At 35.4% G+C, this 16,264-nt stretch carries 9 protein-coding genes; 6 read left to right on the top strand and 3 right to left on the bottom strand.

The window, feature by feature from the left end; all coding sequences use genetic code 11:
- Positions 1–106 precede the first annotated feature (106 nt).
- The 3 genes from ACJTDF_RS01340 to ACJTDF_RS01330 all read left to right on the top strand — a co-directional run bounded on the left by ACJTDF_RS01340 (position 107) and on the right by ACJTDF_RS01330 (position 3,636).
- A complete protein-coding gene (locus ACJTDF_RS01340) occupies positions 107–652 on the top strand; it encodes an SspB family protein (RefSeq protein ID WP_407965820.1) in 546 nt (181 codons plus the stop codon).
- Between the two features lie 12 nt (positions 653–664).
- Positions 665–847 carry a DUF4169 family protein gene (locus tag ACJTDF_RS01335; protein ID WP_407965819.1) on the top strand — a complete coding sequence of 61 codons (183 nt, stop codon included), beginning with the start codon at positions 665–667 and terminating at the stop codon, positions 845–847.
- A gap of 338 nt (positions 848–1,185) precedes the next feature.
- On the top strand, positions 1,186–3,636 hold the full coding sequence (locus tag ACJTDF_RS01330; protein ID WP_407965818.1) for an ATP-dependent helicase: 2,451 nt from the start codon (positions 1,186–1,188) through the stop codon (positions 3,634–3,636).
- Between the two features lie 417 nt (positions 3,637–4,053).
- On the opposite strand, the gene ACJTDF_RS01325 is transcribed toward ACJTDF_RS01330, so the two are convergent.
- Entirely contained in the window at positions 4,054–5,700 is a 1,647-nt protein-coding gene (locus tag ACJTDF_RS01325; protein WP_407965817.1) for a hypothetical protein, read from the bottom strand.
- Positions 5,701–6,278: 578 nt separating this feature from the next.
- Here ACJTDF_RS01325 and ACJTDF_RS01320 point away from each other — a divergent pair.
- Genes ACJTDF_RS01320 through ACJTDF_RS01310 form a run of 3 tightly spaced genes read left to right on the top strand, consistent with a single transcriptional unit; the run spans position 6,279 to position 9,593 of the window.
- Complete coding sequence (locus ACJTDF_RS01320; protein WP_407965816.1) at positions 6,279–6,878, top strand: SCO family protein; 600 nt, start codon at positions 6,279–6,281, stop codon at positions 6,876–6,878.
- Between the two features lies 1 nt (position 6,879).
- The gene (locus ACJTDF_RS01315; protein WP_407965815.1) at positions 6,880–7,749 is read left to right on the top strand and encodes a 50S ribosomal protein L11 methyltransferase; all 870 of its coding nucleotides are present in this window, start codon (positions 6,880–6,882) and stop codon (positions 7,747–7,749) included.
- A gap of 17 nt (positions 7,750–7,766) precedes the next feature.
- A complete protein-coding gene (locus ACJTDF_RS01310; protein ID WP_407965814.1) occupies positions 7,767–9,593 on the top strand; it encodes an aminopeptidase P family protein in 1,827 nt (608 codons plus the stop codon).
- 176 nt (positions 9,594–9,769) lie between these two features.
- Here the strand turns inward: ACJTDF_RS01310 and ACJTDF_RS01305 are convergent, their stop codons facing one another.
- Both ACJTDF_RS01305 and ACJTDF_RS01300 read right to left on the bottom strand, forming a co-directional pair.
- The gene (locus ACJTDF_RS01305; protein ID WP_407965813.1) at positions 9,770–12,919 is read right to left on the bottom strand and encodes an autotransporter outer membrane beta-barrel domain-containing protein; all 3,150 of its coding nucleotides are present in this window, start codon (positions 12,917–12,919) and stop codon (positions 9,770–9,772) included.
- A gap of 194 nt (positions 12,920–13,113) precedes the next feature.
- The gene (locus ACJTDF_RS01300) at positions 13,114–15,846 is read right to left on the bottom strand and encodes an autotransporter outer membrane beta-barrel domain-containing protein (protein WP_407965812.1); all 2,733 of its coding nucleotides are present in this window, start codon (positions 15,844–15,846) and stop codon (positions 13,114–13,116) included.
- Positions 15,847–16,264: the final 418 nt, after the last annotated feature.

Below are 16,264 nucleotides of genomic sequence, written 5' to 3'. Positions count from 1 at the left end.
GATTAATTAGGTGCGCAGTAAATAAAATGTTGCTAGCTTTCAAAAACATGTTATTGCACTGTATTATTCATATTTAATCACTGCATATTAAGAGGAATAACCTTCGATGGTTCAAGATCAGATCCGTTACGACATTCTCGTTCAGGATGCACTTCGCGGAGTCATCCGAAAAGTTTTATTGGAAGTAGCCAAAGCAGGACTTCCAGGTAATCATCATTTTTTTATCACTTTCTTAACAAACGCACCAGGAATAAAAATTTCTCCTCGGCTTCAAAAGCGCTACCCTGATCAAATGACCATCGTATTGCAACACCAATTTAGAGATCTAAGTGTATCAGAAACTGCTTTTGAAGTAACACTTTCCTTTGGAGAAATTACTGAAAAACTGGTTATCCCTTTTAATTCTATCCAAGTTTTTTATGATCCTATAGCAGCTTTTGAAACAGCGTTTGATCTTCCCTCTAACCTCACTTCAGGAGAGAGTAAAAATCTAGAAAATGCTTCATGTTCCTCTGTTATGCCTTCAGATAAACAAAAAAAGGAAAATATATCGACAAAAATATCAACTCTCAAAACGGAAAAAGAATCATCAAGCAATGATTCTAAGCAGAGTGCTAATATTGTTTCTTTGGACTCCTTCCGAAAAAAATAAATGAATTACTCTATGGTTGTACTAATTAATCTTCGTCAATTTCGAAAACAGAAAAAACGTATAGAACGAGCCATTCATGCAGAGGAAAATCGCTATCGTTTTGGACGGACCAAACTTGAAAAACTTTTTGATAAAAAAGGAACTCTAAAAGCCCAAAAATTTCTTGATCAAAATCGTCTCTCTAGCGATGAATGAAAACAGATAAGAATGATATTATTCATTAATCAAAAGCTCTTTTCTCCAAGAAATCTTTTTTGATTTCATCGCAAAATATGATTTTTCTATAATTTCAATGTAAGCTTATTTTGAGAAATAACCCTATTCGCTTTTACATTGCAACTTTTATGCATCCATTATAATTGAAAATAAAAGTAAGCTTGCAACTTTATTACATATATGTATCTTTGATAGCCCCTTATTTCATACACTGTATCTTTATCTTTTCTTGTAATCTCTATACTTTATGTATTGTGTTTTTAAGCAAATAATTTTTATCTAGCGTTCAAATCAAAAAAATACTAGATAAAGTTATAATGAGTGATTTTTCTGATCATATAACGTCTCTTAAAAATGGCGTGTCTTCTTATAAACCTGAAAATAAGTCTAGGTTAGTTACGCATACTTTAGCAGAAAACAAAAACACGCAATATGAGCCTGACTATTTAGAAAAGCTGAATCCAGAACAAAAACAAGCTGTCATAAATACAGAAGGACCCATTTTAGTTCTTGCAGGTGCTGGTACTGGAAAAACTCGCGTTCTTACTACTCGTATTTCTCATATTTTGCATCTCGGGCTTGCACATCCTAAACAAATATTAGCTGTTACTTTTACCAATAAAGCTGCACATGAAATGAAAATACGTATTGGTGAGCTTGTTGGTAAAACTGTTGACGATATGCCTTGGCTTGGAACATTTCATTCTACTGGAGCAAAGATTCTACGTCGTCATGCAGAACTTGTTGATTTAAAAAGCAATTTTACCATTCTTGATCGTGACGATGTTACCCGTCTTTTAAAACAGCTCATTCAAGCTGAAGGATTAGATGATAAACGTTGGCCAGCACGTAACTTAGCAGCGATGATTGATTCTTGGAAAAACCAAGGACTTTTGCCGAATCATATCTCAGAGGGCGATGCTCATTCCTTTGGCAATGGAATAGGACGAGAACTTTATCGTAGTTATCAGGATCGACTAAAAAGTCTTAATGCTTGTGATTTTGGCGATCTTTTGCTGCATTCTATTTCCATCTTTCAAAATAACCCAGATATTCTTCACGAATATCATAATAAATTTCGCTATATTCTTGTTGATGAATATCAAGATACAAATACAGCACAATATCTCTGGCTCCGTCTTTTGGCTCAACGCCATGAAAAACAAATTAACCTTTGTTGTGTAGGGGATGATGATCAATCTATTTACGGGTGGCGTGGTGCAAAAGTCGATAATATATTACGCTTTGAACAAGATTTCTTTCCTGCAAAAATCATCCGTTTAGAGCGGAATTATCGCTCTACATCACATATTTTAAAAACTGCTTCTCATTTAATTTCTCATAATCGAGATAGACTTGGAAAAACGCTTTTTTCTGATCAGATAAATAGCGATGATGAAAAAGTAAAAATTCATGCCGCGTGGGATTCTGCAGAAGAAGCTCGTGCTATTGGACAAGAAATTGAACAAGCACAACGGGCTGGTCATTCATTAAATCATATAGCTATATTGGTGCGCGCATCATTTCAAATGCGTGAATTTGAAGATCGCTTTGTCACACTTGGTCTCAATTATCGCGTTATTGGTGGCCCTCGCTTTTATGAACGAATGGAAATACGTGATGCCTTAGCTTACTTACGTGTTGTTGTCCAACCAGCTGATGATCTAGCCTTTGAACGTATTATCAATATACCCAAACGCGGCCTAGGAAATGCAACGCTACGTCATCTTTATAATAGCGCACGTGCACGCTCTATTCCCCTCTTTGTTGCTGCAGCTGAAATAATTTCAACTGATGAGCTAAAACCTAAAATACGCAATGCTTTGCGAGATGTTGTAGAAAACTTCTACCGCTGGCAAAACATGTTACAACACACACCACATACAGAGCTTGCTGAAATAATCCTTGATGATTCAGGCTATACAGCAATGTGGCAAGAAGATCGTTCATCAGAAGCACCAACACGACTAGAAAATCTTAAAGAAATGATCCGTTCTATGGAACAATTTGAAAGTCTTCGCAGTTTTTTAGAACATGTTTCACTAGTAATGGATTCTGAAAGCAGTGAAAAAATGAATGCAGTTAATATCATGACTCTTCATTCCGCTAAAGGTCTTGAATTTGAAACTGTCTTTCTTCCTGGTTGGGAAGAAGGTCTCTTTCCTCATCAACGCTCATTAGATGAAGGTGGTCGTTCAGGATTAGAAGAAGAACGACGTCTTGCTTATGTAGGAATAACAAGAGCAAAAAAATACTTGCATATATGGTGTGTGTCCAATCGGCGAATTCATGGACTTTGGCAATCTACAATCCCTTCTCGTTTCCTCAATGAATTACCAGAAGAGCATATAAAAGTAACAGAAATTGAAACATCTTATGGTGGTTATAGCCAAGCATGCTTCAAAAAGCAAAGTTCTTTTCATAATAATTATTCAATACCAAGATGGCAACGCGCTCAAAAAAATCAAACAGAAACAACACGCAATAATTGGAGAAAACAATCTGCTGCTCATGTTGAGCGAATTTGCCACGGTGATATCGATTTAAACCCTGGAATTACCCAACTCCGCCAACAAAAAAATATTGAAGGAAATATCATTGCAAAATCAGTCTCTGATAAATCCTCAGCTTTCTCTATAAATGATCGGATTTTTCATATAAAATTTGGTTATGGTCAAATTAAAGCAATAGATGGTAATAAATTAACTATCTTCTTCGATAAAGCCGGAGAAAAACGTGTTATTGATAATTTTGTAACAAAAGCTTAGTGTAATGTACTACATGTTATCTTTCCAAATAGAAGTTTAATTTTCAAACCATTTCATCGTATTGCAGTTATAAATTGTTGATTTATAAAGACAATCTGTTATTTTTCATGTTGATCAAAACAGAAAGATATTATGTGCGCTTTGCTCATAACCATTGCTTAAATTGCAAATTAAGTAAAATAAAAAAACCTTTGTTTTTTCTTAAATAATTTCGGATTAAAATCACTGCTTAATCAGAGTGATATCTGTTCTGTTTTAAGAAGAAATTTTTGACTCAATTTCTCACTAATTTTTGGCATAAAAAAACTGCAAAACTGCATTTTACTTTATAAAACTCTGACGCTCCATTTGTACAGCGAAAAGTACCCTAAATCATAACATTATTGCAAACTATAGCTTTTAGCCGCTTTAATATTATCACAACCCCAGAGAACTCCCTTTAAACTTAGTTCTACGAATTTTGATATCACTATAAATTTTCTTTTCGTTAATTTGATTATCGTTAGAAATTTCCATGTTATCTAGAATCTCAACATCACCATATACTTTAATATCCCCGAAAACTCGTGCTCCATCATAAACTTTGACATTATCATAAATTTTGGCATTCCCGTAAATCTTAGAATTGCCCCTAATCTGAGCTTTACCACAAATGTATGCATTACCAGAAATCATCGCATTACCAGAAATCATCGCATTACCAGAAATCATCGCATTACCAGAAATCCTAGCACATTCAAAAACTTCAGCATTACCAGAAATTTGAACACGATTATAAATCTTAACACCACCGAAAATCTTAGCATTACCAAAAATCTCAATATCACCTTCAATCACAGCATTATCATAAACCTTAGCATTTCCATAAACTTGAGTATTGTTGCAAATCTTGGCATTTCCATAAACTTCAGTATCTCCATAAACCTTGGCGTTATCTTGAACTATAGCTGTACCGTAAATTACAGCATTACCCCAAATCATCGCATTACCAGCAATCTCAGCATCATCATAAACTTCAGCAGCCTTTGTAACCATAGCACAATCACAAACACGAGCAGAACCATGAATCTTAGCATTGCCATAAATGCAAGCCTTATCCTCAACTAAGGCATCATCATAAATCTCAGCATTTCCGAAAATCTTAGCATTATTCCAAATCCGAGCTTGACCATAAATTCTAGCACTATGCAAAATCTTAGAATGACCACGAACTTCGGCTTCCCCATAAACCCTTGCATTATGACCAATCTGAGCACTCTCCATAACCTCAGCCTCACCATAAATCTCAGCATTGTCAGAAATTGTAGCATCATCGACTACAGCATTTTCATAAACCTTGGCATGACCATAAACCTTGGCATGACCATAAACCTTGGCATTATCATAAACCTCAGCATTACCATAAACCTTGACCTCTCCATGAAGATTGGCCTTACCATAAACCTCGGCATCATCAAAAACCTCAACATTGCAACACAAAACGGAATTACCATAAACCTTGGCATTACCATAAATTTTAACCTCGTAAGAAACTTCGGCCTTACCATAAACCTCGGCATTACCATAAACCTTGACATCATCAAAAACTCTGGCATTACCATAAACCTCGGCATTTTCATAAACCTTGGCATTACCATAAACCTCGGCATTACCATAAACCCTGGCATTACCATAAATGTGAGCTTTGTTGTAAACCACAGCAAAACCACCAACCCAACAATCGCCTTCATGGGATAAATTAGATTCAGCTTCAATAAAACCACCCAGATCACCTGCTTTTACAGATCCAAAATCCCTAAGAGCTATAATGCGATAAAGTTCATAAGAATCGAATTCTATTTTCTCGTCTGTAAGTTCATACTTTCTGAGTTTATCATGATCTTTTTTGTCGTATATTCGAGCCTGAACAGTAGCAATCTGAAGATTTTCATCCGACAAATTCTTAGTATCTTCAACAAAATCACCAAAATCATCCGAACTGATACGTTTAGAGAGCTTAAAAAGCTTAGTACGATCAAGTTCTTTATCGTTAACTATTATATTTCCATCTATTTTTTTAGACATAAAAAAATTCTTTATTTAATCTCTAAACTCTAAAAAATTTTATTTCCATACGTTCTATTTTTTACAAAGTTTTTGTCCAAAGTGTCAAGATGTTCTTTACGCAGTACAAATTTTTTAAAAGCTTGTACTTCAAAAAAAGTACAAAGCTTATAACAATGCTAAATGATTAAAATTAAAAAAGCTAAGATTTATGGCATAGGGATAAAATTTATTAAGATGATGCTAAAACTTTAGATAAAATAGAAATTTTCAAAAATGATCGAATCGACGATAAGAAGGTTTAACAGTAATGTGAAATTTTATAAATATTTACTTTGATTTTTCATATATATAAAAATATTTCCTCATAAGTACATAATTTATTGTCTATAAAACAAAAAAATTTTCTTAACACATATTCATTTTTTCATAAAAATATACGAAATGACAGTATGCAATCCTTTATCTAGATAAAATATCTTTTATAGTTATATTTTTGCATACTCATCAACATACATGCTTTTTATCCAAACGGTGATTGCAAAATTAAGTTATAAGCATTATAACTCTTGTATACTTGTATATAAGAGAGCCAATCTATGAAAAATGTAATACGCATACTGGGGCTAACAGTTGTATTTCTCGCTAGTGTTTTTACCTATGACGCGTTTAGAAATAAGCCTTTGGGTGAGAATTTTATACTCACTGCTTCTAATGGTAAAATCGTCACTGAAGCTGACATCCGAAGCAAACCTGCAGTAATCTTCTTTGGCTATACTATGTGCCCTGATACTTGCCCTACTACGCTTATGGATCTCAGTCGGTGGCTTTCAGCAATTGGTCCAGATGCTGACAAATTAGGTGTATGGTTTGTCACTGTTGACCCTGAACGCGATACACCAGAGATGCTTCGTGAGTATTTAAGCAATTTTACTGATAAAATTATTGGTATAAGTGGAGATCCTAACGCAGTTCATAAAATGGTTACTTCTTTTAATATTGTTTCTGAAAAAGTACTCGGAACAAATGATGATAACTATACCTATAATCACACAGCCGCAATTTTCTTGCTTAAAAAAGGTGGGAAATTAGCTGGGATCATTCCATATAATGTTGAAGAAAACGAGAATAAATTAAAAGACGATATCGCTATTACACGGCTAAAAAAACTCGTTTCAAATTCCACTAATTTAAAATAGCATGTCACAACAAATTCGTCTGTATTGGACCGCTCTTAAAAATGAGGCAGAAAAATTTTATGCTCTTATGGAAGTAGCCTTTGAGGAGGAAGGTTATCCTCTTGCTCTTACAGAAATAGATGACAAAAATGCTATTTATGAAATTTCACTCTATGTTGATCAAAAAAATCAGAAAAGTGCTTCTGAATGCTTTTCACGTATTCTTGCAATAGATCCAAATAAAATTAACATAGAAATCTTACCCAATATCGATTGGGTAAAACAAAGTCTTGCAGAGTTAAAACCGGTATGTGCTGGTCCTTTTTTTCTTCACGGTAGCCATGAACGACAAAACATTCCACCTAATGTTTTGCCTATTGAAATTGAAGCTAATCAGGCTTTTGGTACAGGTCATCATGGAACAACATTTAGCTGTTTAGAAATGATTACCAAAGTAATACAAAATGAGAACCCACAAAATGCTCTTGATCTCGGCACAGGTAGTGGAGTATTAGCTATTGGTATCGTGATGCTCAAACCTATTCCTGTGCTTGCAGCTGATATAGATCCAATCGCCATTCAAGTTGCAAAACATAATATTAGATTCAATGGTGTGACAGAGCATGTTACAGCTGTTGCAATTACGGGTTTTAGCGATGATAAAATCGCATCATGCGCTCCCTTTGATCTTATTGTTGCTAATATTCTTGCCAACCCTCTAATCGAGCTTTCACACGATATGGTGAAAGCATTGCAAAAAGGTGGATCTATTATACTATCCGGAATTCTTGAAGAACAGCACGATGATGTTTTAAAAGCTTATGTAAAACAAGGTTTAAAACATATTGAAACATATCTCCGACAAGGATGGGTTACTTTGCATCTGAAATAAAAGAAAAGAACGTCTTTATGTACCAATCTTTTGAAACAATAACAAACCCTACTTATGCCGCAAAACGTGTTGCAGCTCTGCGTCAAAAATTGGATCACTTTGGACTAGATGGCTTTCTAGTTCCGCATACAGATGAACATCAAGGAGAATATGTTCCTAAACATGCTCAACGTCTTGGCTGGCTAACTGGATTTACTGGATCATCTGGTATAGCATTGATTTTAAAAGATAAAGCTATTATATTTACAGATGGACGTTATAAACTTCAAGTTCGTCAGCAAACAGATTCTTGTATCTTTGATTATGAAGATTTAGCAATCTGCTCACCAGCACAATGGCTGGAAAAAAATAGACAAAAACTTTCAATTGGCTTTGATCCGTGGCTTCATACTATTAATGCTACAGCCATATTAAGACAAGCATTAGAACTGAAAATAGGTGGAAAACTTATAGAAAGTCAACCCAATCTTATTGATCTTATTTGGAATGATCAACCTAAATGCCCGCAAACCCCTTTATCAATTCATCCTCTCAAATATGCAGGATGCAGCACGAATGAAAAGCTGTCACAAATTCGCAAAAATATAAAGCAATCTGGTGCAAATGCTTTTATTTTTACAGATCCATCTTCTATTGCATGGACATTCAATATACGTGGCAATGATATTTCTAATTCACCCTTTTCCCTTTGTTTTGCTATCATTTCAATTAAAGAAAAACCAAGCTTATTTATTGATAGTAAAAAAATTGGTAGTGAACAAAGACAATATCTGAAATGTTATGCAAAACTATATAAACCAGAAGAATTTATTTCAAATATCAAAGATCATGTTCAACAAGGTACTGTTTTTGCTTTAGATCCATTTTTAACGTGCGAAAAGTTACGCACCGTTATTGAAGAAACAGGAGGATCTTTCATTGCACTAACGGATCCTGTTGTCTTACCACGTGCCATTAAAAATACTACAGAGCTCAATGGCTCACGCAGAGCACATTTATGTGATGGTATAGCACTTACTCGTTTTTTGTCCTGGCTTGATAGACAAATACCAGGTACAATTAGTGAAATTTCAGCTGCTAAAAAATTAGAAAAATTTCGTATCATAACTGCACAAGAAATGGGAATAAAACTCGAAGATCTTTCCTTTGACACGATTTCAGCAGCAGGTAAAAATGGTGCAATTATTCATTATCGTGTAACCACTAAGACAAATAGACTACTGAATGCAGGTGAGCTTTATCTTGTTGATTCAGGTGGACAATACCGAGATGGTACTACAGATGTCACCCGTACGGTAGCAATTGGAAGTATTGAAGAAGAAGAAAAACGCTGTTTTACCCTTGTTCTCAAAGGCATGATTGCTCTTTCAAGTGCAAAATTTCCTAAAGGTACACGTGGACAAGATATTGATGTTTTAGCACGCAGTGCTTTATGGAAAGCTGGTTTTGATTATGCACATGGTACTGGCCATGGAGTTGGTTCTTATCTCTCTGTTCACGAAGGACCACAAAATTTTTCACGCTATGGAAACCAAGAACTTATTCCCGGTATGATTATCTCTAACGAACCTGGATATTACCGTGAAAAAGCTTTTGGTATTCGTATTGAAAATTTGATGATTGTCAAACCAGCTCAAAAAATTACTAATGGCGATATAGATATGCTATCATTTGAAACACTTACAAAGTGTCCTATTGATCGACAATTAATTTTAATAAAACTTTTAACGGCACAAGAAAAACAGTGGCTTAACGACTATCATGCCTGTGTTTATCAAGTTAATGCCCCCTATCTTAATAAAGAAGATAAAAAATGGCTAAAAAAAGCTACCATGCCTCTTTGATTGTAAATGCACCCTTAAATTAAATATCTAAAAACCAGCTTAAGATAGAGTACAAAACACAATAAAATACTCTAACTTCTGGAAATTAGAGATAAGAGCCTATCAAGCAATTTTTTTATGGTTTTAACGAAACTGACAAACAGTTGTTCAAAACAAAACAGACTAATTTTAAAGGACTAAAATTGATAGCGTACACCGCCAGAAATGCTTGTGCCAGAAAAGCCAGCTTTGGTTAATTTATGTTTGTATAACAAATCGCCATGCAGTGCTATAGTATTAGATAATTGGGCATGAACACCCATACCTGTTTCAACTGTAGAACCAAATGCACCTAACTGAAAAGCATCTTTAAAATATACTATCCGCTTCTTTTCATAACTATGTGCAAGATGAAGTTTGCCATAAAAGGAAACGACACGTACCTTTTCAAAAGAAGTAACAGCTTTTGTTAAAGAACCACCAACGCGCGCTATCAATTGATCGTGCTTCCCTAGCTCAATATCAAACCGATCAATATCACGAGCTTTATCAAACATGATAGACTGATAAATAACTTGAAGCTGCGGCTCAATAATAAAACCATTATAGCCTGTGATAATAGCCTGACCTCCCATCAAAGAGGTACTCAAAAGTCTCCCTTGTAATGCTGCCGTTTTACCTCGAGCAAGAGTTATAACATCGCCCTTTAAAAGATCGTAAGAGAGAAATCCATTCACATAAAAGCCTGCATCATGCTGTAAATGAGCATAAAGCTTGCCCGACCATTTATTAAAAACACTCTTCTGACTTTGTTTAACAGCAAGAGGCTGAAGAGAGAGCCTACCATACGTCCCCATCATTCCAAAAGACAAAGCACTCTGTTTATTCTCTAATGTCTTTAAGACAACACCTGCTGTCATACTATTATAGTCAAGATCAGCTCCATACCCATGTTCAAAAACAGACAAATTTGAAGTATAGCGATGATTACTCCCATAACCGCGTATAAAAAAGCTTGTCTTTCTATTGTTATCAGCTTCGTTGGAAGCATTGTGTATAATTTCCAAAAGTTCGTGTTGATTGCTCATATCTACCACACCTGCGTGAAATAAAGCATGAGGTAAGAGCAAATAACTTGGTAGTTGTGGCACAACTGCTGGCACTCTTGGACCTGGTTCTGGCGCTGGTGGCATTGGCGCCGGCGCTGGTGATGGTGGTAATGGTTCCGGTTCCGGTTTTGCTGGCACTGGTTTGGGCGCTGGTGCTTCTGGCCTTGGTGCCGGTGCTGGCTCTGGTGCCGGTGGCACTGGCGCTGGTGTTTCTGGTGTTGATTCCGGTACTGACTCTGGTGATACTGGTTTTGGTTCCAATGTTGATCCTGGCACTGGTTGTGGTACTGCTGGTTCTAGTGGTGATGCTGGTGTTTCTTCTTCTGTTGGTATTGGTAATGGCACTGTCTCTGGCGTCGGTGCTAATGGTTTTTTTTCCGGCACTGTTTCTTGTTTTGGCTCTAGTGCTGGGGTTGGCGGTGAAATATATTCACGCTGTAGACGATAATCCCAAAAATTACTTCCATCACTATCAACTAACTTTTGCTGAGAATTAGCCTGACCACGAGAAGAACCTGGACCATAAGAAAAAAGACCATATCTATAAGGTGAACCACCAATTGTAATATAATCACCATTCAGTTTGAAAGAATGTTCTTGTGCTGTACCGGAAACCTGAATAAGCGAAATACCCTGAGTATTCCCGTTCTCCCCTATAGCACCTTTCGAACTTCCATTTTGATCAGTAACATAAACAGTGGTCGTACCAGATACATTGCCATGGATCAAAACTCTATCAGTTTTCTGACTATCAAGCGAACCATCAGGGTTCAAACTTGTGTTTAAATGGATCTGCGCATTATCCTTTGCAATATAAACATTGCCTTCTCCATCTCCAATGCGAAGTGTTTTATAAACATCGGATGTTGGCTTTTCAAAAGTAATACTACTCTTTTCAAGAGTCACAGTAGAAACAGATATAAAATTATTGCTACTTTTTAAAGTCCAGGTTGAATTATTTCTCAACTCGAAATTCACTTTAGCTGTACCGGTAATGAGAGTACCCCCTTTGAGCTGAGAATTATCAGCTTTAATGTCTATAGTCCCACTATCAGCTTCTAATAAAAGATCACCAGAGAGTTCTGTTTGTTCTGATAAATTAAAGATAAGCTTTTGATTAACCTTATTATAAATAACCGTATGTTCAGGAACAGTAAACTTTGCCTTCTTTAAAGAAACAACCATATCACTTGTACTGTTTTCAATTATTTGAGCATCAGAAGATTTTACATACACACCATAAGATTGTTCACCATTTACTTGAATATTTACATTTTCAATATTTACTTGAGTACTTTTTGTTTCTGCGCTGTCTTCTTTTTTCTCTCCTTTTTCAAGGTTGAATACCAATCCATGTGCATTATCTAGAGAAACATTTCCCTCCTTCATATTCAAAACACTCTCTGGATACATATAAATGGCTGCATTATGAATAACATCATTCCCATTATAAGGATTCTTCATCACAATGATTGTGTCCTTAATGTTAACTTTTTCTAAAGAAATATTTCCTTCCTTTATACGAACCGCAGTACCCTCCGTAAAAGTAATGCTTTTACCCTTCATTTGAATTACGGATCCTTTTTGACTGAAAAGACCCATCCCCCTATCAGCTACTGTAATATCTACATCATTTAGATCAACCGTAGTAGCACTACCATGAGCCTGAACAGCAATCTGACTATTCTTAATCATGCCCCCTGTCATGCTTATTGCACTATTGTCTGAAGCATAAAGACCTACTGTTAGCTCCTCTAAATTCAACTCATCAGCATTAACTGATCCATGTGTTCCGGTATACACACCCAAATATTTAATAGTTTCATCAATCTCGTCTGATGGACCTTTAATCTTTACATTTTGTATATCCAACGACTGATAATTACTTGTATATACACCAATTATTCCATGATCTTTATTATAGATAATACTAGAGATATTAGAAATTGGCTTTCCTTTCCGTTGAGCATTATTCTCTATAATATAGTTTTTATTTTTCAACGTTGTTTCAGTACTTTTCAATGTTGTGCTACTTTGAGCAACTAGCGCAATAAAAGTATCTTCTGTATACTCATTTAAGGTTATTACTGCTATGAAATTTGCTTTCACTGCATCATTTTCACTGCAAACACCGTTAGCTAAAATAAGGCTAACTAAAATACAAATGAGAAAAAAAAGAGTGCGAGAAGAGTGCGAGAAGAGTGCGAGAAGAGTGCAAAAAGAAGTGTTATTTAGCATAGTTAAACGTATGAACAAAAAATGATGAAACTAAATAATAAAAAAACGCCATAATACTAATTCTTTCCACAGATCTGTATTAGCTATTTTATTATACATTTCGATACCAAATCGGTCTTGATTCGCCAATTTTTGTAGTTTTTTAACGAAACTAACAAAAAGTTTCAAATATAAAAGTAATTCTTTTCTTTTATTTAAAATTGATAGCGTACACCGCCAGAAATGCTTGTGCCAGAAAAGCCAGCTTTGGTTAATTTATGTTTGTATAACAAATCGCCATGCAGTGCTATAGTATTAGATAATTGGGCATGAACACCCATACCTGTTTCAACTGTAGAACCAAATGCACCTAACTGAAAAGCATCTTTAAAATATACTATCCGCTTCTTTTCATAACTATGTGCAAGATGAAGTTTGCCATAAAAGGAAACGACACGTGCCTTTTCAAAAGAAGTAACAGCCTTTGTTAAAGAACCACCAACGCGTGCTATCAATTGATCATGCTTCCCTAGCTCAATATCAAACCGATCAATATCACGAGCTTTATCAAACATGATAGACTGATAAATAACTTGAAGCTGCGGCTCAATAATAAAACCATTATAGCCTGTGATAATAGCCTGACCTCCCATCAAAGAGGTACTCAAAAGTCTCCCTTGTAATGCTGCCGTTTTACCTCGAGCAAGGGTTATAACATCGCCCTTTAAAAGATCGTAAGAGAGAAATCCATTCACATAAAAGCCTGCATCATGCTGTAAATGAGCATAAAGCTTGCCCGACCATTTATTAAAAACACTCTTCTGACTTTGTTTAACAGCAAGAGGCTGAAGAGAGAGCCTACCATACGTCCCCATCATTCCAAAAGACAAAGCACTCTGTTTATTCTCTAATGTCTTTAAGACAACACCTGCTGTCATACTATTATAGTCAAGATCAGCTCCATACCCATGTTCAAAAACAGACAAATTTGAAGTATAGCGATGATTACTCCCATAACCGCGTATAAAAAAGCTTGTCTTTCTATTGTTATCAGCTTCATTGGAAGCATTGTGTATAATTTCCAAAAGTTCGTGTTGATTGCTCATATCTACCACACCTGCGTGAAATAAAGCATGAGGTAAGAGCAAATAACTTGGTAGTTGTGGCACAACTGCTGGCACTCTTGGACCTGGTTCTGGCGCTGGTGGCATTGGCGCCGGCGCTGGTGATGGTGGTAATGGTTCCGGTTCCGGTTTTGCTGGCACTGGTTTGGGCGCTGGTGGTGGTGGTGGAATATATTCACGCTGTAGACGATAATCCCAAAAATTACTTCCATCACTATCAACTAACTTTTGCTGAGAATTAGCCTGACCACGAGAAGAACCTGGACCATAAGCAAAAAGACCATATCTATAAGGTGAACCACCAATTGTAATATAATCACCATTCAGTTTGAAAGAATGTTCTTGTGCTGTACCGGAAACCTGAATAAGCGAAATACCCTGAGTATTCCCGTTCTCCCCTATAGCACCTTTCGAACTTCCATTTTGACCAGTAACATAAACAGTGGTCGTACCAGATACATTGCCATGGATCAAAACTCTATCAGTTTTCTGACTATCAAGCGAACCATCAGGGTTCAAACTTGTGTTTAAATGGATCTGCGCATTATCCTTTGCAATATAAACATTGCCTTCTCCATCTCCAATGCGAAGTGTTTTATAAACATCAGATGTTGGCTTTTTAAAAATAATCTTACTATTTTCAAGAGTCACAGTAGAAACAGACATAAAATTACTGCTATTTGCTATATCTGACAATCTTGCTGTTTCTGTTAAAGTCCAGGTTGAATTATTTTTCAACTCGAAATTCACTTTAGCTGTACCGGTAATGAGAGTACCGCCTTTGAGCTGAGAATTATCAGCTTTAATGTCTATAGTCCCTTTATCAGCTTCTAATAAACGATCACCGGAGAGTTCTGTGTATTCTGATAAATTAAAGATAAGCTTCTGATTAGCCTTATTATAAATAACCGTATGTTCAGGAACAGCAAAATGTGTTTTCTTTAAAAAAACAATTGTATCACTTGTACTGTTTTCAATTGTTTGAGCATCAGAAGATTTTACATACACACCATAAGATTGTTTACCATTTACTTGAATATTTGCACCTTCAATATTTACTAAATGGGGAGTAATTTGACTAACTTCAGTTGCACTTTTTTTACCTTCATTGTCTTGATTGTTGAATAATACCAATCCGTGCACATTACCTAGAATAACATGTCCATTTTTCATATTAAACGCACTGCTTGGATACATATGAACGAAAGCGCTAACGTTTTTACTCTCACTCTCCTGATTTTCCATAACCGTGTTAATAATGTTAACTTTTTCTAAATTAATCTCGCCTTCCGCTATATGAACCGCAGTGCCTTTTGTAAAACTAAGGCTTTTATTCTCCATTTGAATTATGGATCCTTTTTCACTGAAAAGACCTATCCCCCCATCAGCTATTGTAATATCTACACTCTCTAACTCAATTGTAGCAGCTTCACCAGAAGCGTGAACAGCAGTCTGACTACTCTTAATCGTGCCACCGATTACGTTTATCGCACTATTTTCTAAAGCATAAAGACCTGTTGTTAAGTTTTCTAATTGCAATTCCTCAGCGTTAACTGATCCATATTCTTTGACATACACACCAATATATTTAATAGTGTTATCACTCTCGCTTTGGGGACCTTTAATTGTTATATTCGTTGCATCTACCCAACCAACTGAATAGATGCCAATTACTCCATGTTCCTTATTCTTCAAGTCATTACAAGAAGAGTTTTTAAACGTTTTTTTCCGTCTAGCATTATTCACCATAGTATAGGTTTTATTGTTTATTTTTTTTATCTTTATCTCTCCGTCGCCTTCCTTATTAAGTTCAGAAAATTTCATAATGAAATTACCTTCCAGTAATTCTATTGTTTCTATTTTCTGCTCTCTAACAGTTACATCGCAAGTGCTAGCAAATAAAATAGAGCTTGTTAAAAGATTAAAAATGAGAAAAAAGAGGGAAAAAATAATCATAAGCATTGATTACGGTAACATAAAAATAACATAAAAATAACTATTAAGAAATTATGGCGAAATTAAGCTCAACACAAAAATATCGTCATTATGATTATCATTTCTTCTAGAATGTAAGTTAGTAAATTTTCTATGATTTATTTTACAATCATACCCTTGTTGTATGATTTTATACTATAAAAATTGATTTTGTATCGAATGTATAATCAAAATATAAGTTAAGTACAAATCTGCAAAAGAAAACGTGTAAAAATTCTATTAGTATTGCGAATACAATGTTGCTAAG

The organism is Bartonella bennetti (assembly GCF_045945445.1).
Lineage (GTDB): Bacteria > Pseudomonadota > Alphaproteobacteria > Rhizobiales > Rhizobiaceae > Bartonella.
This window is presented reverse-complemented; position numbering and strand designations above follow the sequence as displayed.